This is a genomic window from Aeromonas sp. NJAU223, assembly GCF_051125555.1.
Taxonomy (GTDB): Bacteria; Pseudomonadota; Gammaproteobacteria; order Enterobacterales; family Aeromonadaceae; genus Aeromonas; species Aeromonas veronii_G.
The window spans coordinates 178363-202027 of sequence record NZ_CP144204.1; the positions used below are offsets into that span (position 1 = coordinate 178363).

The window sequence follows — 23665 nt, forward strand, 5'->3', positions numbered from 1 at the left end:
TCAGGCTCCTTTGACTTGCGCGGCTGAACGGTTGGCAAAGGCCAGATAGCACTGCTCGATGCGCGGACGCAGCATGTGCTCCAGCGCGCCGCAGAACAGGATCACCAGACCCTGCAGCACCACGACGATGTTGCGATCCACCCCGAACTCGAAGCTGAGCTCGGCGCCCCCCTGATAGAGGAAGCCGAACAGCAAGCTGGCGATGATGACGCCGACCGGGTGGTTGCGCCCCATCAGGGCCACCGCGATGCCGGTGAAGCCGAAGCCCTCCACGAAGTTCAACTTGATCTGGTGCAGCTCACCCTGCAGCACGTTGAGGGCAAAGAAGCCCGCCAGCATGCCGGAGATCACCATGGCCAGGATCACCACCTTGGGATAGGAGATGCCCGCGTAGGCGGAGGCGCTCTGGCTGGCGCCCACCGAGCGGATCTCGTAACCCCAGCGGGTATGCCAGATGAAGACCCACACCAGCAGGGCGCAGATCAGCGCCCAGAAGAAGCTGATGTTGAGCGGGCTGTTGGGCATCTCCAGGCCGAAGCCGGCCGCCAGCTCGCTCATCTTCGGCAGCCAGCTCGCCACGGCGAACACCTTGCTCTCGGTGGCCATGGATCCTGGCGGCTTGAAGACATCGACCAGCAGGTAGGCCATCAGGGAAGCGGCGATGAAGTTGAACATGATGGTGGTGATGACGATGTGGCTGCCCCGCTTGGCTTGCAGCCAGGCCGGGATGAAGGCCCAGGCCGCGCCAAACAGACCGCCGGCGATGATGGCCAGTGGCAACAGCAGGGCGAACGGCAGCACATCGCCGAGCAGCAGACAGACCAGGCCGACGCCGAGGCCGCCGATGTAGGCCTGCCCCTCACCGCCGATGTTGAACAGGCCGGCGTGGAAGGCCACTGCCACCGCCAGACCGGTGAAGATGAAACCGGTGGCGTAGTAGAGGGTGAAGCCTATGCCCTCGCCGGTGCCGAAGGCGCCATACCACATTATTTCGGCTGCATCGATCGGGTTGATGTCGAGGTAGTAGAACAGAATGGCCGACACCAGGAAGGCCAGCAGGATATTGATCGCGGGCAGCACACCCACGGATATCCAGGCAGGGATACGGGCTTGGCTCATGGGCGAGCCTCCTTGGCAATCGCGTCGGGGATCTTGGCGGGAACGGGTGCGTTGACCATCATCACGTCCATTGTTTCGCAGGATGGTACGAGTCTCATGAGGTGGCTCCTTCGGGTTGGCTTGCCGCCACTTCGTCGGGAACGATGTTAGCCATCATCAGCCCTATGGTGCGCTCATCCGCCTTGGCGCCGTCCAGTTCACCGACGATGCGACCATCGGCAATGACCAGGATGCGGTCAGACAGACTCATGATCTCGTCCAGCTCCACGGAGACCAGCAACACCGCCTTGCCCTTGTCGCGCATGGCGATGATCTGCTGGTGGATGTACTCGATGGCGCCGATGTCGACCCCGCGGGTCGGCTGGCCGACCAGCAGCACATCCGGGTCCTGCTCCACTTCCCGGGCGATCACCAGTTTCTGTTGGTTGCCGCCGGAGAAGTTCGCGGTCTTGTGCTCGGGATGGGGCGGGCGCACGTCCCACTTGTCCATCTTCTCCTGGCAATCCTTCAGGATCGCCGCCTTGTCCTGCAGCATCCCTTTGTTGTACTGGGCACGCCTGTGATAGCCGAGGATGAAGGCCTCTTTCGCCTCGAAGCGATTGATGAGCCCCATCTTGTGCCTGTCTTCCGGGATGTGGCCGAGGCCGAAGTTGCGCACCATCTCGGGATCGGCGGGCTGGTCGTGATTCACCAGATGGACGGCGCTGCTGCCCTTGATGGTGAAGCTGCCCTTGCTGGGTTTGAGGATGCCGCCGAGCAGGCTGAGCAGCTCGGACTGGCCGTTGCCGGAGACGCCGGCGATGCCGACCACTTCCCCTGCTCGTACCTCGAAGCTGACGGATTTGACCCGCTCCACCTTGGCCTCATCGAAGTAGCTGAGCCCCTCGACCCTGAGCTTGGCCTCGCCCGGCTGGGCGGCACCCTTGTCGACCTTGAGGCGTACCTTGCGGCCCACCATCAGCTCGGCGAGCTGTTCTTTATCGGTATCCCTGGTGGCGACGTGGGCCACCATCTCCCCCCGGCGCATGATGGAGACCTGATCCGTGATGGCCAGGATCTCCCGCAGCTTGTGGGTGATGAGGATGATGGTCGCACCTTGATCCCGCAGCTTTTTCAGTACCTCGAACAGGTGATCCGCCTCTTGCGGGGTCAGTACCCCGGTCGGCTCGTCCAGGATCAGGATACGGGCGCCGCGATAGAGCGCCTTGAGGATCTCGACCCGCTGTTGCAGGCCCACCGGCAGATCCTCGATCTTCTCGTGCAGCGGCACCTCGAGACCATAGTCCCGGGCCAGCTCGCCGAGCAGTTTCTCGGCCGCCGCCAGGCTCTTGCCCAGGTGCCAGCCGTTTTCCGCGCCGAGGATGACGTTCTCCAGCACGGTGAAGTTGTTCACCAGCATAAAGTGCTGGTGCACCATGCCCACGCCGGCGGCAATCGCGTCTTGTGAGCCATGGGGTTTGAAGGGTTTGCCGTCGATCAGCATCTCGCCTTTATCGGCGTGGTAGAAACCGTAGATGATGCTCATCAGCGTCGACTTGCCGGCGCCATTTTCGCCGACGATGCCGTGAATGCTGCCTTTACGAACCTGAAGGTCGATCTGCTTGTTGGCGTAAACCTCGCCAAAGCGCTTATCGATACCTCTTAATTCGATGGCATAGCGATCTGTCTGGTCCATGATGCAGTCCTTGCGGGTCATGAAGTAGAGACTAAAAACCGGCCCGTGCGGGCCGGTCGGTCATAGGTTGAGAGTCGTAGCAGAGACTCAGTACTTGCAGGAGTTGTCGCTCATGTAGTCATGCACCTTGATCTTGCCGGCGATGATGTCGGCCTTGATGGTGTCGACCTTGGCCTTCATCTCCGGGGTGATCAGCGCCTTGTTGTTCTCATCCAGCGCCCAATCCACACCGCCTTCCGCCAGACCCAGAGACTGGATGCCCGGCTTCCACTCGCCTTTGGCAGCGTCATCCCAGGATTTGTACGCGGCCAGACCGACGGACTTGACCATGGAGGTCAGCATGGTGCCCGGTTGCAGGTGGTTCTGGTTGGAGTCCACGCCGATGGCCAGCTTGCCTTCATCCTTGGCAGCCTGATAGACACCGATGCCGGTACCGCCGGCGGCGGCATAGACCACGTCGGCGCCCTTGGCGAACTGGGACTTGGCGAGTTCGGCACCCTTGGCCGGGTCAGCAAACGCTGCCGGGGTGGAGCCGGTCATGTTCTGATAGACGTCGATCTTCGGATTGATGTACTTGGCGCCCTGCTCATAGCCGCACTGGAATTTGCGGATCAGCGGGATGTCCATGCCGCCCACGAAGCCGACCTTGCCGCTCTTGGAGGCGATGGCCGCCAGGGCGCCCACCAGGAAGGAACCTTCATGCTCCTTGAAGATGAGGGACTGGACGTTCGGCTTGTCGACCACCATGTCGATGATGGTGAACTGGGTCTTCGGGAACTCGGTGGCGACTTTCTCGACCGCGGAACCCATGTTGAAGCCGACGGCGACGATGGGGCTGTTGCCACGGCTGGCCAGACGGCGCAGGCCTTGCTCACGCTGGGCTTCGTTCTGGGGTTCGAACTCCTTGACCTTGACGCCCTTGTCCTTGTTGTAGACTTCGACGCCGTTGCGGAACACGGCTTCGTTGAAGGACTTGTCGAATTTACCGGCGGTGTCATAGATGACGGCAGGATCGGAGGCAGCCTGGGCAGACAGGGCTGCGAGGGTGAGGGCGGCCACGGTGGCCAGCTTGAGCACTTTAGTCACGATCGTATCCTTGATTGTTATGTTGAGGGTCCACAACCCGCCGTAGCAGCAGGCTATAAAGCACGCTGGCTAACTGTAAGTGAGCCAACTTGTGGGTCAAGGAGATCATAAAGGAAAAACGTTTGCGTTAACGGTTTGAAATATAAGCAATTTGCTTTATAAGTGTTTGTTTTTAACCTTGTTTTCAGAACTAAATGCTGTGATTAATAGGGCTCAAATGACATTTTTGTTTATATTCATTGGGTTATGCGCAAGCGTTTTCCTGCGGTGATGAAAAACAAGGTTTCCATTGGCGCCAATATATGGCATGTGGCATGCATCTTTGCTCCTGGGGATCGCACCGGGTTCGATCTCAGCGAGATTTGGTCTCTGGCCGCTCAGGCCGTATAATCGCCGCCTGTATAAATAAACAGGAGTGGTGATGGACGTTTCAACCTTGCTCGACGGGCTCAACGACAAGCAAAGAGACGCGGTGGCGGCCCCCCGTTGCAACCTGCTGGTGCTGGCGGGTGCCGGTTCGGGCAAGACCCGGGTACTGGTGCACCGCATCGCCTGGCTGATGCAGGTGGAGCGTTGTTCACCCTTCTCCATCATCGCCGTGACCTTCACCAACAAGGCCGCTGCCGAGATGCGCGGCCGGGTCGAGAAGGTGATTGGCGACGGCGTGCGTGGCATGTGGATAGGCACCTTCCACGGCATCGCCCACCGCCTGCTGCGGGCCCACCACCTGGATGCGGGCCTGCCCCAGGATTTCCAGATCCTCGACTCCGACGATCAGTACCGCCTGATCCGCCGGGTGCTCAAGGCGCTGAATCTCGACGAGAAGCACTGGGCCCCCCGCGCCGTGATGGGCTACATCAACGGCAAGAAGGACGAGGGGCTGCGTCCCGGCGACATCGATCTCTACGGCGACCCCGTCACCCGCACCTATCAGCAGATCTACAAGACCTATCAGGAGACTTGCGATCGCTCCGGGCTGGTGGATTTTGCCGAGCTATTGCTGCGCGCCCACGAGCTGTGGCTCAACAAGCCCCACATCCTCGAACACTACCGCGATCGCTTCCAGAACATATTGGTGGATGAGTTCCAGGATACCAACGGCATCCAGTACGCCTGGCTGCGGATGCTGGCCGGCGACAGCGGCCGGGTGATGATCGTCGGTGACGACGATCAGTCCATCTACGGCTGGCGCGGCGCCAAGATAGAGAACATCCAGCGCTTCCTGACCGACTATCAGGGGGCCGAGACCATACGCCTCGAGCAGAACTACCGCTCCAGCGCCAATATCCTGAAAGCGGCCAACAGCGTCATCGCCAACAACGCGGAGCGCCTCGGCAAGGAGCTCTGGACCGAGGGGGCCGAAGGCGAGCCGATTTCGCTGTATGCGGCGTTTAACGAAGTCGACGAGGCCCGCTTCGTGGTCGGTCGCCTCAAGGACTGGAAGGAGAAGGGGGGCCTGCTCACCGACTGCGCCATCCTCTACCGCTCCAACGCCCAGTCACGGGTGCTGGAAGAGGCGCTGATGCAGGACGCCATGCCGTACCGCATCTACGGCGGCCTGCGCTTCTTCGAGCGGCAAGAGATTAAAGACGCCATGGCCTACCTGCGCCTCATCAACAACCGCGGCGACGACGCCAGCTTCGAGCGGGTCGTCAACACCCCGACCCGTGGCATCGGCGAGCGCACCCTGGAGATCCTGCGGGGCAACGCCCGGGATCAGGGCCAGAACCTGTGGCAGTCCGCCAAGACCTTGCTCAATGACAAGGTGCTGACCGGCCGCGCCGGCAACGCGGTGCGCGGCTTCGTGGAATTGATCGACGCGCTGGAAGAGCAGGTCGCCATGCTGCCGCTACATCAGCAGGCGGACATCGCCATCCAGCATTCCGGCCTCAAGGCGATGTACCTGGCGGAGAAGGGTGAAAAATCCCAGGCGCGGGTGGAGAACCTGGACGAACTGGTCACCGCCTGTCGCCAGTACCAGCGCCCGGACGAGCTGGAGGACATGAGCGATCTCTCCGCCTTCCTCGCCCACGCGGCGCTGGAAGCGGGGGAAGGCCAGGCGGACGAATACGCCGATGCGGTGCAGCTGATGACGCTGCACAGCGCCAAGGGCCTGGAGTTCCCGCTGGTGCTGCTGGTGGGGCTGGAGGAGGGCATGTTCCCGAGCCAGCAATCCACCGAGGAATCGGGCCGCTTGGAAGAGGAGCGGCGCCTCTGTTACGTGGGCATGACCCGCGCCATGGAGAAGCTCTACCTCTGCTATGCGGAGAGCCGCCGCATCTACGGCCGCGAGATGTTCCACAAGCCGAGCCGCTTCATCCGCGAGATGCCCGCCGAGTGCCTCGAAGAGATCCGGCTGCGCACCCAGGTCAGCAGACCTACCCAATACGGCCGCTTCAGCCAGAACGAGGTGCAGCAGAGCTTCGACGCCAGCGGCATCAAGCTCGGCCAGCGGGTGCTCCATCCGAAATTCGGGGAAGGGATCGTGCTCAACTTCGAAGGGGTCGGCCAGCAGAGCCGGGTACAGATCCAGTTCGATGACGTCGGTGCCAAGTGGCTGGTGACGGCATATGCCCGCCTTGAGGTGCTGTAACGTCCCCTCACCCTGACCCTCTCCCAGCGGGAGAGGGGATCATCCCCGAGATAGTCTTTGTCCCCTTTTCCCACCGCGGGAGACGTGCTCTTTCCCTAGATCGTCTTTGCTCCCTTCTCCCCTTGTGGGAGAAGGGTTGGGGATGAGGGAGCATTGGCAAATGGTGTCGGGACTTACCTGATGGCACGGCTGGCGCCATGCAGGACGCGAGGGTGTTGCCCTCGACAGGGTTTCGCCCGCCCTTCGGGCTTGGGCGAGTGACTTTTCTTTGCGTGGCCAAAGAAAAGTCACCAAAAGAAAGGCCACCCCCGCCAATCCGCTGGCTTCGCCAGTGCCCTCGGTTCAGAGCCAACGTCGGACGGACCGCCGCAGACGGCACATCCATGTGCCGACTGCGGCTACGCCATCATCCCTGATGGCGTCCCTGACGTTGCCTCTGACCCTCGGCGGATTGGAGGGGGATCAATACCGTGCCCAGCTCAAACAAGATGGTTGCTTTCGTGGCACAATATATTGTTATAGACGCTGGTTAGATTACGTTTTGCTCATCGAATTTGCGGGTTTGTATTTATTGTACCTTCTACGGTTTCTTCTTTTCCTTGTAGCGGGACTTCCACCTTGTGATTTAACTTCCTCTGCAACTTTACCAATGTCTAGAGCTTTAGATATCCCAGGGTTAAGAATTAACTCTGCAGCCCCTTTTATCTTAGGTGATATATTGTTTATGGTTCTTTCCCTATATGCCCAGTGATAGAAGTTATCACCATCCTCTAACATCTTCTCTCTATAGCCGATAATATTCACATCGTAGAAAAATTGTAGTAATGACTCAGAATCATGTAGGTACTCCTTGGCGTATATTGTTTCACCTGAAGCCCACCCTTTGAATTTATCAAAAGCTTGAATAAAATCCTGCATGGAGAATATTGACTTGCCATTAAGATATTGGAAAAACTTTAGATACACTCCAAAATCACTTTGTTTCATGTAGAATGAAGCATAATTCTTTACCTCACCAAGTAAATAGTCGGAAAACTCCCTTGTTATATTTGCATCACTAAATGGTTTTTTGGGAAACTCTGTTTTGTCGCTATGATAACGTCTTGCTATACGTATATAAGTGAGAATGTCTCTAGGTTTTTGAAATGTATATCTCAATAGGGACTTAAAGGTTTCATCACCATGGCGTTCACCCCCATGATAATTTGACCAAGCCTCATAAGGTGTTATAGGGAATGTTTGCTGTGTGGAGAAGTATCTTCCGCTAACACCAAGTAGATCTGATCCTCTAAAATCTTTCTCTGTTGTTGTCCAATTTAAGAAGACAGAGTTATCTTGTAGGCGAGAGTTAGAGTTATAAAGATTAAGCTTGTGGAAAACGTCAGGTCTAATTAGGAGGGTGATTTTTATACGGCCCTTAGAGTCTTTAATTGAATTAAAAAACTCCGTATTCAACTGCCAGGTTGCTTCAGATAAACCCTTTACACATTCAATATATTCGTTATAAGGAACACCTTCAGGCCTATAGTCAAGACCATCGATGAATATAGTCTGATTTTTACCCAGCTTTAAATTTTTGATAGCATCTTTAAGTTCATGCTCTGTCTCTAAAAGGTGATGCTTTATCTTTTTGGTCTTATCGGTAGTCTGTTCTTTTACCCCCATTTTTACTTTTGCGACATCATTAACACCTGTACTCAACTCGGCATTCTGGGTGCTGAGCAATTCGAAAGCAGACTCAATCTCTGGGTTCAATGCATTAAGGTTCCATTTATCAATGGCCTTTTCTATCTTAGAAAACCTCTTCGTTATAAGATCAAACATTCCTTTCGAATGCTGAACAATCATCTGTGCGACAAGAAGTAGAAGCATGGAGCGCCAAATATTTGCATAGTCGCTATATGCGAGTCTACCATCTTGCTTCATCGCAATAAATCTTTTATATTGCGTTTCAGTCATAGTTGTCAATTTGCACTGATTATTGCCTACCGAATTATTTTCTAAATATACTGCATATGCAGTCTTCCCGGAACCTTTTTCCCCAATCAAGTAATAAGACGTTGGCAATAAGCATCGCTCTAGATCTATAGTTCTTAAAAATACTTTTGAGAAGAATTGTTTTTGGTCTTTACTTGAATAGTTAATTGCGTCATTAAATGGTTCTTTTAGTTCTAAAATACTTTTCCAGTTTTTATTAATGACCATATAACATCCCTGTTGATTAATAAGGTTAGGTTATTTATTTGTCTGAGCAATAACTTTGATGTGTAGTTAGTCTACAGCAGCATAGGTCTTGTCTGAAACCTTTTAATCTGGGGATGTGATATGCAGCAATATTGCCATAGGTCCATAGGTCCATAGGTCCATAGGTCCATAGGTCCGTAGGTCCGTAGGTTCGATTAGCGAAGCGTAATCGGACGATCGCGTATTCGGGCATTCGCGAAGGAAAAATCCTTTAGATGTTCACTCCAATCTCCCCAACACCCCCTCAACCGATCCGCCCCAATCCTGCTGATAGACGCCACTTGCAACATAGCGATGAAAGGTGGAGTAAGGCCAATCAGCTACCCGGGTGACATGACCATGCTTGAGCGGATTGATATGGACGTAATCCATATGGTGGCGGTAATCCTGTTCATCCCGGATCAGATGTTCCCAGTAGTGGCGTTGCCAGATGCCACGTTCCCCGTGACGTAACCGGGTCTGGCTGCGCCGTTCGGCCACCGGCAAGGCGCGGGAGAAGTGGCTTTTAATGAGCCGCCAGCGCAGGGGGAAATCGGTGTCACCCTCGGGCAAAGAGAGCATGCAGTGGAGATGGTCGGGCAACACTACCCAGGCGTGAATGGCGAAGGGGTGAGCCTGTTGCACCTTGGCAACGCTGTGGCGCAGCAGGTCGATCTGCTTCACCAGCAGTCGATTGCCGCGTCGCTCCAGCAGGTTGACGGTAAAGAACCAGGTGCCTCCGGGACACCAAGCCCGACGCCAGTTTGCCATTCTGTTTTCCTCCCTTGGGGTGAAAGCCAAGGATAGCCTTGCAGGAGTTTGATGAGTTGGGTGGTAGGTTACGGGAGACTGTGGTGACACGATGGACTGATGACGCGATCGTCCGATTACGCTTCGCTAATCGAACCTACGCAATGAAAAATTGGGGAAAGTTGAGAGGGGGAAACCAGAAACCCGACCACTGACGGGGCGCGGCGGCCGGGTGAATTGTAAAGAGTAGGGTGACAGGTTATGCGGGGTATCAGCCTAGTCTAATCAACTCGATGGGCGCGTAACGCTCTCGGGTGTTGGCCAGCAGCACGCACTTCTCATGCTCTGCCTGATAGGGGGTCATATTGTCGGTGTGGGCCTCTTTCAGGGTATCGACGGCGCCGGTGGCGGCGATCATCACGCGCTGGCCCAGGGTCAGCACATTGCGGTTTCGGTCATAGATCTTCATTGCATCCTCCTTGTCTGTGTGAGGGCTTGTGCCCAAGGAGCAGATCCAGACTACGCCCCCATAAAAGGGTGATGCATGTCACAGATCAAAAAAGAGGCAAAGAGGAACTCATCGCCGCGTCGGGCTCCGGAGCGTCGGCAGCATGACGTTGGCCGGGCTTGTCATCCCTTGTCGCCTCTGCCGTTGCCCTTGTGCTTTTTACCCGCCAGGGCTCGAACCGGGGAGGGGATGCGCTATAGTGGATGCCGCTCGTTTCACTGCCTTCAACCAACCGGGAATCCATTATGAATCGTGATATTGCAGCCCAGTTCATCAAGATGCTGACCAACCTCGACCAGTGCCTGGCCAAGGCCGAAGCCCACGCAGACGGGAAGAAGTTCAACGCGGACAACTTCGTCGGCGAGCGTCTCATCACCGATATGCTGCCCTTCTCCAAGCAGGTGCTGATCTGCTGCGACACGGCCCGCGCCGTGGTGGCCACCGCCAGCCACAGCGCGCTGCCGGTGATGGAAGATGATCCCAAGACGCTGGCGGATCTGCGGCACCATATCCAGAGCACGGTCGCCCTGTTGCAAAGCAAGCTGGAGGCCGATTTCAGTCAGTATGCGAGTGCGAAATACTTCCCCTACTGGGCCGGTGGCAAGGGCATGGACGGCCATACCTGCGTCCACGAGTACGGCATTCCGAACTTCTACTTCCACCTGACCATGGCCTATGCCCTGCTGCGCAAGGCGGGGGTCAACCTCGGCAAGGGGGATTATCTGGGTGGCCTGAACCTGCAATAAGCACCCACCCATCAGGCTGTTTAACTCGCCATGTTGAACCCAGGCCGTGCTCGACATCCTCACGTGCTCATGTACGTTCCGGTTTCTGCGCACTGGCTGTGTCCAGACTGCCGTCGACAATGACGGCTATTGGGACAGGTTGTCAGCTGTGGTCTGTCGAAATGAAGAGAGCCTGCCAGTTTGGCAGGCTCTCTTGCTTTTGGGCTGTCTGTTTTCGGGAACGGGCAGTGTGTTATCTGCCTTTTTCCCTGTTTTAACGATTATTCGTTCGGTATATCCGGTTCCACCAGTGCGGCCAGCTGGGCCAGGGATTCCTGCCAGCCGAGGTAACACATCTCCACCGGAATGAGGGCGGGGATCCCCGCCTGTTCGATGGCAAGCTCGGTGCCGCACAGCACCGCTTTCAGGTGGATGGTGACCCGCATCTCCCCCGGCAGGTTGGGGTCATCGAAGCGGTCGGTGTAGCGGATGCGCTTGCCCGGCTCCAGCTCCTGATACTCGCCGCCGAAGGCGTGGGAGTGGCCGGTGCCGAAATTGGTGAATGCCATGCGGAAGGTGCCGCCGACCCGGGCCTCCAGGTGCTCCACCTTGCAGGTAAAACCGTGTGGCGGCAGCCACTTGGCCAGCGCCGCCCCTTCGATAAAGGCGCGATAGACCCGATCCGGCGGTGCCTTGAGGACGCGATGCAGTGTCACTGTGCCTGTGCTCATGATGGATTCCCTCTCTGTGGTGTCGGAGCAAGGATAGCCGCTCGGGGGAAGGACAACCGGCGGCCGGGCGTCGTGGCGCCCATGAAGGGGTCAGCTTGTCGTCAGGCGGCGCGCGTCCTGGTCGCCATGAGTGGCCGCATTTGCCGCTGGCGGCTCCTCCTCTGTCAGGCACGCCTGCACGCACGCCATAAATACCCGCATGGCGGGGCTGACAAACTTGCCGGCGTGGTGGGCGCACAGGGCCGTGATGACGAGGGGCGTGGGGGAGAAGGGCAGCTCCTGCAGTTCCCCCGAACTCAGCTCCCGCTCGACGGTGAAGCGGGGCAGGAAGGAGACGCCGAGGTTGCTGGCCACGCAGCGCTTGATGCTCTCTATGCTCCACAGCTCTATGGTGCCGTCCAGGGTGATGCCACGCTGGCGAAGGGTGCTCTCGAACAGCTGGCGGAAGATGCACTGGGGCTCGTTGATGATGAAGCTGACCGGCAGGTGTTGATCCGGGCGGGTGAAGTCGATACCGCTGAGGGCGGGGGAGGCGACCAGCACCAGGGGTTGCTCGCCAAAGCTCTCCATCTGCAGGGCGGCATCGTTGCCGACCCGGTAGAAGATGCCGAGATCGGCCTCGTCCGCCAGCAACGCATCGCGAATGACGTAGCAGTTCAGGGACTGGAGCGACAGGCGCACCCCGGGAGCGAGCCGCTTGAAGCGCGCGAGCACCGCCGGCATCTTGTAGGCCAGCAGGGTTTCGCCGATGGCAACCCTGAGCTCGCCGCTCGGCTCGGCGTCCTGCTGCGCCGCCTGGCGCAGACCGGCCATCACCCGGATCATCTCGTACACATGGGGCATGATATTCTGCCCGGCCTTGGTCAGGCACATGCGACGGCCTATTTTTTCGAACAGTTGCAGCGAAAGATCCTGTTCCAACTGCTGGATATGGAAGGTTATCGTCGACTGGGTGCAGCAGAGCTTGCGGGATGCCTTCACGAAGGAGCCCTCCTCGATCACCGTTTTGAGGGTAATGAGACGTCGCAGATCCATGGGGACTCCAATTCATCGAAATGGTTGAATCTAGAATGCTAAAACATTCGATTTTTTGATGCCAGTGGCCGCGTTAAGGTATCACTCCCATTCGGAGAAACACCATGACCTCGACCCTTGTCAGCGCATTTTTGACCTACACCCTGATCACGGCCATGACGCCGGGACCGAACAATATCCTGGCCCTGAGCGCCGCCAATCAGCATGGTTTGCGCCGCAGCGGCCGGGTGCTGGCGGGCATGAATGCGGGCTTCCTGCTGATCATGCTGCTGTGTGCCCTGTTCACCTTCACCCTCATCAGCCTCTCCCCCGTGCTGGTTGGCTGGCTCAGCTGGGCCGGGGCGGCCTATGTGCTCTGGCTGGCCTGGCGCATTGCGACCAGTGGCTCCAGTCTGTCTAGCGCCGATGGGGCCTTGCCCGGCTTCTGGACCAGCTTCTGGCTGCAGTTCGTGAACGTGAAGATCATTCTCTACGGCATCACGGCGCTCTCCACCTTCGTACTGCCCCACACCACAGAACTTGTCTGGGTGCTGGCCGTCAGCCTGCTGTTGGCGCTGATCGGCTCGTTGGGGAACCTCTGCTGGGCCCTGGCGGGTCATCTATTGCAGCCTCTGTTCCAGCGCCACGGCCGCATCCTGAACCTGACCCTGGCGGCCCTGCTGGTCTACTGTGCGATTCGGATGCTGATCTGACGGGGCACAGGCGCGGGCTGCGTCGCAGTTGTTCGCTAACACCGTGATTTTTCATCGGATTTTGAAGGAGTTGATCAAGGTAGAGGTTATTGCGGGCGTTCGCTCATATAATCGCCGCCATGCAAGCGACTCGGAAGGATTCGATGATAAAGCTGATGACGGCCCTGTTCGGGCTGTTTTATACCTGCCTGGTATGGGCGGCCCCCGCTCCCTTTGTGACGCCGCCGGCCACACCACACCTGAATCAGGTCAGCATGGAACCCCTGCTCTCCTGGTTTTCCGGCGAGTTCTCCAGCCGGGAGCAGGCCAGCTATGACAAGCGCTTCACCAGTGCCGAGCTGCGACTGGTGGAGATCTGGCCCGACTATCGGGGCTTTCGCTGGGTCTATGCCGAGCAGTTCCTGACCGAGCGGGCGGTGCGCCCGTTTCGCCAGCGCATCTACCGCTTCTCGCCGGTACCGGATGGCCGCATCCTGATGGCCGAGTTCACCATGCCGAGGGCCACCGACTTCGCCGGTGCCTGGCGCAGGCCCGAGCTGCTCGATACCCTCACCCCGCAACAACTCTCCCTGCGTCAGGGCTGCGAGATCTGGCTGAGCCGCCAACCCACGGGGGAGTACAAGGGGAGCAGCAAGGTGGGCAGCTGTTCCACCAACTTCGGCGGCGCCAGCACTCTGGTGCAGTACCTCTGGATTGGCCCCGACAGCATCAGGCTGCTGGACAGAGCCTACGACAACGAGGCGCACCAGCGCTGGGGCAGCCCGGGTGAAGGCTATGTCTATCTGCGGCGGGTGAAACAGCGGGGAGAGTGACGGGATGCAGGGCACCCCGTCCATTCATGGCGGGTGAGGGCCGTCAGCGTGCCAGCCCGAACAGGGGACGCAGACGAATGCCGATGAGGCTGCCGCCCAGCGCCATCAACATCCAGACCCAGCCGTGCAGGCTGCCGGAGGCCGTGCCGTCGAAGTAGCCGCCGAGGTTGCAGGCGCTGTACATGGCCCCCATTCCCATCAATAACCCCCCCAATACCGCCGCCAGCGTGTTGCCGAGGCGCGCGGGTGCGAAGCTGGCGCCGCCGCTCAGGCAGCGGGCCAGGGCCGCCCCCAGGATCCCGAGCCAGAACATGCCCACCATGGGGTTCTGGAAGAAGGGCTGCGCCAGCTTGGGGCTGTCTTGATAGAGGCCGAACACGGCGGCGCCGCGCAGGGCCATCTCGTGTACGGCGCCGGTGATGGTCCAGGCCGAGCCGTGCAGGGCGACCACGGCGGAGTTGAGCAGGGCGATGAGGATGCCGCCGGTCAGTACGGTGAAGCGGCCATCGCGCCAGAAGGGGTTGCCGCCGCCGAAGATGGGCTGGATCTCGCCGGTGCGATGCCGCTCGCTCTTGCGAAACAGCCAGAACAGGGCACCGACCAGCGCCAGGTTCAGTACCATGCCGCTCCAGTGATTGCCGGTCAGATCCTTGAACAGCACCGTCTGGCTGGTGAAGGTGGCGTCCAGCGCCGGGCGGAACTGGCTGCTGATCAGGGTGCCGATGCCGTAGCAGACCAGCACCAGCCAGAAGCGGGGTTGCCCCTCGCCGCAGCAATAGAGGGTACCGGTGGCACAGACCCCCGCCAGCTGCATGCCGATACCGAACAGGAAGGCGCCGACGATGAAGGGCACGCCGATGGCCATGATGTTGCCCACCATGGCATCCCCGAACAGGGCATGGCTGAAGGAGAGGAAGCTGGTGAACAGCAGGATCTCGATGGCGATGGTCAGCAGGTGAATGCGCACATAGTAGCTGTTGCGCCGGGTCAGCATCTCGCGCCAGCCGAACACGATACCGAAGCGGCTGAAGGAGAGGGTGAAGCCGAATCCGAAACCGATGAGGGCCATCAGGGCCCATTTCATGCCGAACTGAGCGCCCAGATAGTACAACGCTCCCCCCGCGAGAATCACGATGGGGAGCGACCATTGTCGAGTCATGCCGATATGTCCTTCACATTGTTGTGGTAAAGGCGTGCATCCTAATCCCGCAATGAGTCCAATGCCAGCCCGCTCGGTGGAACCGGGCTGTTTCCATATGCCCTACGCCTCAGACATAAGCGCCGGCCTCGACGACCAGCTCGGCCAGGATGGAGAGGCTAACGGCGCAAAACAGCAGGCCGGTCACCAGGTTGAGCGGACGCTGGATGCGGCCAAGCAACCCCTGGGCCCGGGCGGTGGAGAGGCTCCAGGCCAGCAGGCCGAACCAGGCCAGGGAGAGCAGGAACAGCTCAAGGATCAGCAGGCCCCGGGTCAGGCCATCCACCTGCGGGGTCACCATGGCCGCCAGCAATCCCATGAAGAACAGGAGTGCCTTGGGGTTGAGCAGATTGGTGGCCAGGCCGCTCTTGATGCCCTTGCGCCAGCCCTGACGTTCACCTCCCGCCTTGAACGCCTGCCCGGCCGCGCCCTGCCAGGCGCCCTTGAGTGCCCCATAACCGAGCCAGCCGAGGTAGAGGGCTCCCACCACTTTCACCGCCAGAAACAGCCAGGGGTGGCTCGCGATCAGCAGGCTGATGCCGGTGAGGCTCAAGGTGGCGTGCAACAGGATGGCGATCGCGATGCCGAGCGCCGCCCCGAGGGCGGTGGGTCTATGCAGACTGGTGCGCAGGATCAGGGCGAAATCCGGGCCCGGGCTCGCCAGGGCGACGAGATGGATGAGACCTATGGTCAGGAACAGGCTGGTAAACATGGCATACCTCGACGACAACAGAGGACAGAGCATGGGGCATGAGCCGCGGGGCTGGCTTGTAAAAGATTGCACGGTCGCGGCGGGTGGCGGGCGGGAGCCTCGCCGTAGCATCAGGATGGCAGTGAAAGATGCTGGTTATGTGTTTTTAGTAGGATTTTGTTTCTTAGGGTTGATTTAATCTAGTTCGATGCACTGCCTGCTTGGCAGGGGTCGAGCGGGTTAGCGGCCAACCGATTGCATCTGCTGGCGGTAATCCGCCGGGGTGAGGCCGAACGCCTGACGAAAGCCGTGGTGGAAGTGACTCTGATCGAAGAAACCGACGGCGAGCGCCACCTCGCTCACCGGCAGACCGCTGCCGAGCAGGCGCTTGCCCTGTTCGAGGCGCAGCCGCTTGAGCCAGGCGTAGGGGGTCATGCCGGTCTTCTTCTTGAACTGGCGCAGGAAGGCGAAGCGATCCAGCCCGAACTGGGCGGCCAGATCCTCCAGGCTGTGGTGGCCGTCCAGCTGGCTCAGCAGATAGTCCCGCAGATACCTGAGCTGGGGATCCGCCAGGGCGTGGCGCTCGGGGGAGAGATGCAGCAGCTCGCCGAGCAGACCGAGCAGTTCGCTCTCCGCCCGCAGGCCGTCCGGCTCGGGATTGTCCAGATACATGTGCAGGCGGGCGAAGCCCTGATAGAGGTCGGGTCGGCTCTGCAGGCCCTTGTCGAAGAAGGGCTCAGGGCTGTCCGGCAGCCAGCGGGCCAGCTGCTCGGGGGCGATGGCGAATACCCGCACCTCGTAGCCTTCCGGCAGCAGGCTCAGGCCGTCGTGCATCTCGTCCGGGTTGACGGTGGAGAGCTCGCCGCGCACCAGATTGTGGCTGCTGCCCTTGTGGATGAACTTCTGGCCACCCCGCTGCACCAGACCGATGTGATAGTCCAGGTGGACGTGGCGGCCATAGCTGAACTCCCTGTGATGGGAGTGGGAGAGCTCGACCCCCGGCAGCAGCCGGGATTGCCAGTAGTGGATGCGGGATTGGGGCGCGTTCATGACTTATTGATACCCCAAATCCCGCTCACAGGCTTGTAGATTATTGCGACCCCTCAGGAGGCCGCTGGCTTCTGCCTGCCGTTGCGCAGTCCGTCCAGGGTGAACAGCACCAGGGCACTCCAGATGAAGGCGAAGGTGATCATCTTGTCCAGCGCCAGCGCCTCCCCGTACAGGGTCACCGCCAGGATGAACATCAGGCTGGGGCCTATGTACTGGAAGAAGCCGAGGGTGGAGAGCTTGAGCCGGGTCGCGGCGGCGGTGAAGCAGAGCAGGGGGGCCGTGGTCACGGCGCCGGCGGCGATGAGCAGCAGGTTCAGGTGCCAGTCGTTCTGGGTCAGATGGCTGGTGGGGCTGTCGGCGATTCCCCACAGGTAGATGGCGGCGGGGGGCAGCATGATCATGGTCTCGATCAGTAGGCCGGTCAGGGCATCCAGCGCCAGCTTTTTACGGATGAGGCCATAGATGGCGAAGCTCGAGGCCAGCACCAGGGCTATCCAGGGCAGGGAGCCGAAGGCGATGAGCTGGATGGCGACCCCGATGACGGCGAGCCCCACCGCCCACCACTGCAGGCGGCGCAGCCGCTCGCTCAGAAACACCATGCCGAGCAGCACGTTGAACAGGGGGTTGATGTAGTAGCCGAGGCTGGCATCCAGCATGTGGCCGTTGTTGATGGCCCAGATGAACAGCAGCCAGTTGCCACCGACCGTGACCGAGGTGAAGGCCAGGGTGAGCAGCACCTTGGGCTGACGCAGCACCGCCTGTACCTTGTGCCACTGGCGGGCGAGCAGGGTCAGCACCAGCAGCAGGGCGCAGGACCAGATCATGCGGTGGGTCAGGATCTCGGCGGCCGGTACGGCGGCGATGGTCTTGAAGTAGATGGGGGCCAGACCCCAAAGGAAATAGGCGCACAGGGCATAGATGACGCCCTGGCGCTGGATGTGTTGCTGCATGCGGATAACCTTCACTGGAGAGCGGATGTTGGACAACATCGCAAAAAGTCAGTGTAACGATCCTTTTGGGGGGAAAGAAGTTAATAAATTGGTCGGAGGCGATTTTTACAGCATGACCGGGGTCAGCGTCGGCCCCCGCGGCGGATCTTCTCCACATCCCGCAACAGCCACAGCATGAGTACGATGGCGGAGATCCAGGGGCCCCAGGTCACATAGGCTTCACCCTGACCCATCACGAAGAACAACAGCGGCAATCCCACTACCAGAAACAGGACACTTCCCAGGAAAAACAGCATTTTTATCTTTAAATTTAACGGCTTGCTATTTGATGATTATATCGATTGGCGTTCCTGATGAAAGGATAAAAATGAAAAAGGGGGATTTCTCCCCCTTTGTTGCCTGATCTCGTCATATTCGATGTTAATCGAGCTGGATCCAGGTGCTTTTCAGCTCGGTATACTTTTCCAGGGCGTGCAGGGACTTGTCGCGGCCGTTGCCGGACTGCTTGAAACCGCCAAACGGCATGGTCATGTCGCCGCCATCCCAGTTGTTGACGAAGACGGTACCGGCGCGCAGGGCGCGGGAACCCTTCACCGCCTTGTTCAAGTCCGCCGTCCAGATGGCGGCGGCCAGGCCGTAGTCGGTGTCGTTGCCAAGGGCGATGGCCTCTTCCAGGGTGTCGAAGCCGGTCACTGCCAGCACGGGGCCGAAGATCTCTTCCCGGAAGATGCGCATCCGGGGCGTCACCTCATCGAAGATGGTGGGCTCGATATAGAAGCCGCCGCTTTCCGCATGGGTGCGCTGGCCCCCCAGCAGCAGCCTGGCCCCCTCCTGTTTGCCGACCTCGATGTAGTTGAGCACCTGATCCATCTGGATGCCGTCCACCATGGCGCCGATGCGGGTGCCGGGATCCAGCGGGTTGGCGGCGATCCACTCCCGGGCATGGGCCAGCAGCCGCTCCATGAACTGGGGCTTGATGCTGTTTTGCACCAGCAGGCGGGAGGCGGCGGTGCACACTTCCCCCTGGTTGTAGAAGATGGCGCCCACCGCGCTTCTGGCGGCGGCGTCCAGATCCGGCGCGTCCGCCAGCACTATGTTCGGGCTCTTGCCGCCGCACTCCATAAAGGCGCGTTTCAGATTGGATTTCCCGGAGCACTGCACCAGATGTTTGCCGATGCGGGTGGAGCCGGTGAAGGTGATGCAGTCCACGTCCATGTGCATGGCCAGCGCCTCGCCCACGGTGTGGCCAAAGCCCGGCAGCACGTTGAACACGCCGTCCGGGATGCCCGCCTCTTTCGCGATCCCGGCGATGCGCAGGGCGGTGAGGGGGGATTTTTCGGAGGGTTTGAGGATCACCGAGTTGCCGGTGGCGAGCGCCGGGCCCAGCTTCCAGCAGGCCATCACCAGGGGGAAGTTCCAGGGGACGATGGCGGCCACGACCCCGAGCGCCTCCCGGGTCACCAGCGCCAGGGCGGATTCTTCCACCGGGGCGACCTGATCGTAGATCTTGTCGATGGCCTCGGCGTTCCAGGCGATGCAGTTGGCGGCGGCGGGGGCGTCATAGCCCATGGCATCGCCGATGGGTTTACCCATGTCCAGGGACTCCAGCAGGGCCAGCTCCACCTGGTTCAGGCGCATCAGCTCGGCGAAGCGCTGCATGATAAGTTTGCGCTGCTTGGGGGCCAGACCGGCCCAGCGTTTGTCATCGAAGGCCGCGCGGGCGGCCTGCACCGCCAGCTCGGCATCGGCGGCGTCGCAGGCGGCGACCTTGGTCAGCAACTGGCCGTTGGCCGGGTTGATGCAATCGAAGGTGGCGCCGTTCACGGCGTCCCGGTAGCTGCCGTCGATAAAGGCTTGGGAGGGCAGGGTCAGGTGGGCGGCCTTGTGTTGCCACTGGGCCAGGGTCAGATCACTCATGTTCACTCCTTGAACCGGCAAAGATGGACTCTGCGTATCAATATGCTAAACATGCCGCCGCTTGTAAATCCATCCTGTAACATTTTATTAAACATTCGCCCTCATCAGTCCGGGGAACTGACGAGGGCGCTGGCCGGGATCGGGCCTGTGTCGCAGGCCTGACCGCCGTGGCGAGCGGTCAGGGGCTGACGGGAGGATCGGGTGCCGCCAGCCGGGCTGGCGTGATGTGGCAGCCTCTGTTTGTGGTCAGAAGCTGGCGGGGGTGTTGGCGGAGATCAGCACGCACTCCTGCTCGCCGACGTTGCGAAAACGGTGGGGGGTGCGGCTGTCGAAGTAGTAGCCATCCCCCGGTGCCAGCAGATGGATCTGCTCGCCGACGGTGACCTCGACCTGGCCCTGGATGACGATGCCGCATTCTTCCCCTTCGTGGCTCAGCATGTCGTCACCGGTATCGGCACCGGGCGGCAGGATCTCCTGCATCATGCCGATGGCGCGGTTGGCGCGGCTGTGGCCCACCAGTCGGTAGCTGATGGGGTGGGTGCCGAGATCCGGCATGTCGTCCGCGCGGAAGATCACCTCGGAATCCATCTCCGTCTCATCGGTGAAGAAGCTGGCGAGCGACATGGGAATGCCTTCCAGCACCTTGCGCAGCGAGGCCACCGAGGGGCTCACCTGATTTTTCTCGATCTGGGAGATAAAGCCGTTGGTCACACCGGAGCGCTTGGCCAGCTCACGCTGGGAGAGGGCCGCCTTGGTGCGAACCGCCTTGAGGCGGTGACCGATATCCATCGATAGACACTCCTTGACTGTTTACTATTATTAAAATTGTGTTAAATATCTTATACCACCTCGCTGCTATCATCTAGCCGGGGTGACACCAAGCGGGGCGATAGACGGCCCCTTTTTACGGATCTAGGTGTTTAATTTAATAGGCATAGGCCAAGTGTTACTAAACGCCTTAAGGATGAGGTGACCATGAAACCTGTCAGCGACATCAATACCCCCGACATGTCCGCCTTCTGGATGCCCTTCACCGCCAACCAGCAGTTCAAGGCGGCGCCGCGCATCCTGAAGTCGGCAGAGGGGATGTATTATCACTCAGAGGATGGCCGCAAGATACTGGATGGCACCGCCGGTCTCTGGTGTTGCAACGCGGGTCATGGTCGGCGGGAGATAGCCGAGGCCGTCTCCCAGCAGATTTCCCACCTCGACTTTGCCCCCACGTTCCAGATGGGTCATCCGTTGCCGTTCGAGCTGGCCAACCGGCTGGTGGAGATCGCCCCCAAGGGGCTGGGCCACGTCTTCTATACCAACTCTGGCTCGGAATCCGTGGATACAGCGCTGAAAATCGCCCTGGCCTGGCAACGGGCCCGGGGTCAGGGAACCCGTACCCGGCTCATCGGCCGCGAGCGCGGCTATCACGGGGTGGGCTTTGGCGGCATCTCGGTGGGCGGCATCCCCGGCAACCGCAAATGGTTCGGCACCCTGCTGGGTGGGGTGGATCATCTGCCCCACACCCTCAACATAGGGAAAAATGCGTTCACCAAGGGGTTGCCAGCAGAAGATCTCACGCAAGCCGATGAATTGGAGAAGATCGTGTTCCTGCACGATGCCAGCAACATCGCCGCCGTCATCGTCGAACCCATCGCCGGCAGCACCGGGGTCATCATGCCGCCCCAGGGTTACCTCAAGCGGCTGCGCGAGATCTGCACCAGGCACGGCATCCTGCTGATCTTTGATGAGGTGATCACTGGATTCGGTCGCCTCGGCTCCCCCTTCGCCGCCCAGGAGTTCGACGTCATCCCCGACATGATCACCTGCGCCAAGGGCCTCACCAACGGGGCCATCCCCATGGGGGCCGTGCTGGTGAGCGATGGCATCTATGACGACATGATGGCCGCGGGCAAGGGCGCCATCGAGCTGTTCCACGGCTACACCTACTCCGGTCACCCGGTGGCGGCCGCCGCGGGTCTGGCGACCCTGGAGATTTACCGCAATGAAAACCTGCTCAGCCGCGCCGCCTCCCTGGCGGGCTACTGGGAGGAGGCAGCTCATTCCCTCAAGGGCTGCAAGCATGTCAAGGATGTGCGCAACTACGGTCTGGTGGCGGGGATCGAGCTGGAGTCCATCCCCGATGCGCCGGGCAAGCGAGCCTACGAGGTATTCGTGCGCTGCTTCGAGAAGGGGGCCCTGATCCGGGTCACCGGCGACATCATCGCCCTGTCGCCTCCCCTCATCATCGAGCGCAGCGAGATCGACGATCTCTTCACCCTGCTGCAGGACGCGCTGCAAGCCCAGGATTGATCACCCATTCCCATTTTCGGGGCACCCGATCGGGTGCCCCTCCTTGCGCCCGGGCCATGGCCGCACAGGTATACCCCATTTCACGGAGGATTTATGGCTTACAGGATCAACAACTTCATCGACGGTGAGACCACGGAGAGTCGCAGCGAGCGCGTCGGTGCCATCTTCAACCCCGCCACCGGCCAGCAGCAGGGCCAGGTGGTGCTGAGCAGCGCCGATGAGTGCCGGCAGGCCATCGCCAGCGCCGAGCGCGCCTTCGCCGACTGGTCCCAGACCCCGCCCCTGGTACGGGCCCGGGTGATGTTCCGCTTCAAGGAGCTGATGGAGCAGCACAGGGACGAGCTGGCCCGGCTCATCAGCCGCGAGCACGGCAAGGTGTTCTCCGACGCCCTGGGGGAGTTGACCCGGGGGCTGGAGGTGGTGGAATTTGCCTGCGGCATCCCCCATCTGCTCAAGGGGGAACACTCCCTCAACGTGGGCCGCGGGGTCGACAGCCACTCCATGATGCAGCCGGTGGGAGTCTGCGCCGGCATCACGCCGTTCAACTTCCCGGCCATGGTGCCGCTCTGGATGTTCCCGGTGGCGCTGGCGTGCGGCAACAGCTTCATCCTCAAGCCGTCGGAAAAAGATCCCTCCCTCTCCCTGCGCATGGCCGAGCTGCTCAAGCAGGCGGGCCTGCCAGACGGGGTGCTGAACGTGGTCAACGGCGACAAGGAGGTGGTGGACGTGCTGCTGACCGACCCGCGGGTGGCGGCGGTCTCCTTCGTCGGCTCCACCCCCATCGCCCAGTACATCTATGCCACCGCCTCGGCCCACGGCAAACGGGTGCAGGCGCTGGGCGGCGCCAAGAACCACATGCTGGTGATGCCGGATGCGGATCTCGATCAGGCGGTCGCCGCCCTGATGGGGGCAGCCTACGGCGCCGCCGGTGAGCGCTGCATGGCGATCTCGGTGGCCCTGGTGGTGGGCGACGAGACTGCCGATGCCCTGGTGGCCCGGCTCTCACCCCTGGTGGCGGCCCTGCGGGTCGGTCCGGGCCTGGGTCAGACCCCGGAGAACGAGATGGGGCCCCTCATCAGCCGGGAACACCTGGCCAAGGTGCGCGGCTACGTGGATCAGGGGGTGGCCGAAGGAGCCGAGCTGGTGGTGGATGGCCGCTCTCATAGCGGTAGTGAGGGCTACTTTATCGGTGGCAGCCTGTTCGACAAGGTGGGCCCGGAGATGCGCATCTACCAGGAGGAGATCTTCGGCCCCGTGCTCGCCATCGTGCGGGCGCCGGACTACGAGACGGCCCTGCGACTCATCAACGAACATGAGTACGGCAACGGCACCGCCATCTTTACCTGTGACGGTGACACCGCAAGGGACTTCACCACGAGGGTGCAGGTCGGTATGGTAGGGGTGAACGTCCCCATTCCCGTGCCCATGGCGTTTCACAGCTTCGGTGGCTGGAAGCGATCCATCTTCGGGCCGCTCAACATGCACGGGCCGGATGGGGTGCGTTTCTACACCCGGATGAAGACGGTGACTGCCCGCTGGCCCCAGAGCCTGCGCGCCGGCGCCGAGTTCTCCATGCCGACCATGAAATGACAACATGCAGCAGCTA

At 60.2% G+C, this 23665-nt stretch carries 21 protein-coding genes; 6 read left to right on the forward strand and 15 right to left on the reverse strand.

Annotation, left to right across the window (positions count from 1 at the left end):
- The 3 genes from VZC39_RS00810 to VZC39_RS00820 all read right to left on the reverse strand — a co-directional run bounded on the left by VZC39_RS00810 (window position 1) and on the right by VZC39_RS00820 (window position 3880).
- Entirely contained in the window at window positions 1–1119 is a 1119-nt protein-coding gene (locus VZC39_RS00810) for an ABC transporter permease (protein WP_434664969.1), read from the reverse strand.
- Between the two features lie 94 nt (window positions 1120–1213).
- A complete protein-coding gene (locus tag VZC39_RS00815; protein WP_434664971.1) occupies window positions 1214–2794 on the reverse strand; it encodes an ABC transporter ATP-binding protein in 1581 nt (526 codons plus the stop codon).
- Between the two features lie 87 nt (window positions 2795–2881).
- On the reverse strand, window positions 2882–3880 hold the full coding sequence (locus tag VZC39_RS00820) for a BMP family lipoprotein (RefSeq protein ID WP_434664973.1): 999 nt from the start codon (window positions 3878–3880) through the stop codon (window positions 2882–2884).
- Between the two features lie 421 nt (window positions 3881–4301).
- Here VZC39_RS00820 and uvrD point away from each other — a divergent pair, with 421 nt between their 5' ends.
- Entirely contained in the window at window positions 4302–6473 is a 2172-nt protein-coding gene (gene uvrD / locus VZC39_RS00825; RefSeq protein WP_434664975.1) for a DNA helicase II, read from the forward strand.
- 534 nt (window positions 6474–7007) lie between these two features.
- Here the strand turns inward: uvrD and VZC39_RS00830 are convergent.
- The 3 genes from VZC39_RS00830 to ydfZ all read right to left on the reverse strand — a co-directional run bounded on the left by VZC39_RS00830 (window position 7008) and on the right by ydfZ (window position 9915).
- A complete protein-coding gene (locus tag VZC39_RS00830; protein WP_434664977.1) occupies window positions 7008–8678 on the reverse strand; it encodes a P-loop ATPase, Sll1717 family in 1671 nt (556 codons plus the stop codon).
- A 258-nt stretch (window positions 8679–8936) separates the two neighbouring features.
- Complete coding sequence (locus VZC39_RS00835; protein WP_434664979.1) at window positions 8937–9467, reverse strand: REP-associated tyrosine transposase; 531 nt, start codon at window positions 9465–9467, stop codon at window positions 8937–8939.
- A gap of 250 nt (window positions 9468–9717) precedes the next feature.
- Complete coding sequence (gene ydfZ / locus VZC39_RS00840; protein WP_332503353.1) at window positions 9718–9915, reverse strand: putative selenium delivery protein YdfZ; 198 nt, start codon at window positions 9913–9915, stop codon at window positions 9718–9720.
- A 284-nt stretch (window positions 9916–10199) separates the two neighbouring features.
- On the opposite strand from ydfZ, the gene VZC39_RS00845 reads away from it, so the two are divergent.
- Window positions 10200–10700: a DUF1993 domain-containing protein gene (locus tag VZC39_RS00845; RefSeq protein WP_349920585.1), complete on the forward strand. Its 501-nt coding sequence runs from the start codon at window positions 10200–10202 to the stop codon at window positions 10698–10700.
- Window positions 10701–10960: 260 nt separating this feature from the next.
- Here VZC39_RS00845 and VZC39_RS00850 read toward each other — a convergent pair whose 3' ends face one another.
- Together VZC39_RS00850 and VZC39_RS00855 are read right to left on the reverse strand one after the other, a co-directional pair.
- Window positions 10961–11410, reverse strand: coding sequence for an SRPBCC family protein (locus VZC39_RS00850; RefSeq protein WP_434664982.1), 450 nt, complete (start codon window positions 11408–11410; stop codon window positions 10961–10963).
- Between the two features lie 90 nt (window positions 11411–11500).
- Window positions 11501–12445 carry a LysR family transcriptional regulator gene (locus VZC39_RS00855; RefSeq protein ID WP_434664984.1) on the reverse strand — a complete coding sequence of 315 codons (945 nt, stop codon included), beginning with the start codon at window positions 12443–12445 and terminating at the stop codon, window positions 11501–11503.
- 104 nt (window positions 12446–12549) lie between these two features.
- On the opposite strand from VZC39_RS00855, the gene eamB reads away from it, so the two are divergent.
- Together eamB and VZC39_RS00865 are read left to right on the forward strand one after the other, a co-directional pair.
- The gene (gene eamB, locus VZC39_RS00860; RefSeq protein ID WP_434664986.1) at window positions 12550–13137 is read left to right on the forward strand and encodes a cysteine/O-acetylserine transporter; all 588 of its coding nucleotides are present in this window, start codon (window positions 12550–12552) and stop codon (window positions 13135–13137) included.
- A 143-nt stretch (window positions 13138–13280) separates the two neighbouring features.
- Entirely contained in the window at window positions 13281–13949 is a 669-nt protein-coding gene (locus VZC39_RS00865; RefSeq protein ID WP_434664988.1) for a chromophore lyase CpcT/CpeT, read from the forward strand.
- Between the two features lie 43 nt (window positions 13950–13992).
- Here VZC39_RS00865 and VZC39_RS00870 read toward each other — a convergent pair whose 3' ends face one another.
- The 7 genes from VZC39_RS00870 to VZC39_RS00900 form a co-directional block, all read right to left on the reverse strand.
- A complete protein-coding gene (locus VZC39_RS00870) occupies window positions 13993–15108 on the reverse strand; it encodes a YeeE/YedE family protein (protein ID WP_434664990.1) in 1116 nt (371 codons plus the stop codon).
- Between the two features lie 109 nt (window positions 15109–15217).
- Complete coding sequence (locus tag VZC39_RS00875) at window positions 15218–15859, reverse strand: LysE family translocator (RefSeq protein ID WP_434664991.1); 642 nt, start codon at window positions 15857–15859, stop codon at window positions 15218–15220.
- Between the two features lie 219 nt (window positions 15860–16078).
- The gene (locus VZC39_RS00880) at window positions 16079–16888 is read right to left on the reverse strand and encodes a helix-turn-helix domain-containing protein (RefSeq protein WP_434664994.1); all 810 of its coding nucleotides are present in this window, start codon (window positions 16886–16888) and stop codon (window positions 16079–16081) included.
- A gap of 53 nt (window positions 16889–16941) precedes the next feature.
- Entirely contained in the window at window positions 16942–17838 is an 897-nt protein-coding gene (gene rarD / locus VZC39_RS00885; RefSeq protein ID WP_434664997.1) for an EamA family transporter RarD, read from the reverse strand.
- Between the two features lie 122 nt (window positions 17839–17960).
- Entirely contained in the window at window positions 17961–18134 is a 174-nt protein-coding gene (locus tag VZC39_RS00890; RefSeq protein ID WP_349920594.1) for a hypothetical protein, read from the reverse strand.
- A gap of 124 nt (window positions 18135–18258) precedes the next feature.
- Window positions 18259–19755 (reverse strand): aldehyde dehydrogenase, encoded by a 1497-nt coding sequence (locus VZC39_RS00895; RefSeq protein ID WP_349920595.1) that lies wholly within the window; start codon window positions 19753–19755, stop codon window positions 18259–18261.
- 246 nt (window positions 19756–20001) lie between these two features.
- Window positions 20002–20544, reverse strand: coding sequence for a cupin domain-containing protein (locus VZC39_RS00900; protein WP_042652930.1), 543 nt, complete (start codon window positions 20542–20544; stop codon window positions 20002–20004).
- Window positions 20545–20730: 186 nt separating this feature from the next.
- On the opposite strand from VZC39_RS00900, the gene VZC39_RS00905 reads away from it, so the two are divergent.
- Window positions 20731–22059, forward strand: coding sequence for an aspartate aminotransferase family protein (locus VZC39_RS00905; RefSeq protein ID WP_434665003.1), 1329 nt, complete (start codon window positions 20731–20733; stop codon window positions 22057–22059).
- Between the two features lie 93 nt (window positions 22060–22152).
- On the forward strand, window positions 22153–23649 hold the full coding sequence (locus VZC39_RS00910) for a CoA-acylating methylmalonate-semialdehyde dehydrogenase (protein ID WP_434665006.1): 1497 nt from the start codon (window positions 22153–22155) through the stop codon (window positions 23647–23649).
- Window positions 23650–23665 lie beyond the last annotated feature (16 nt).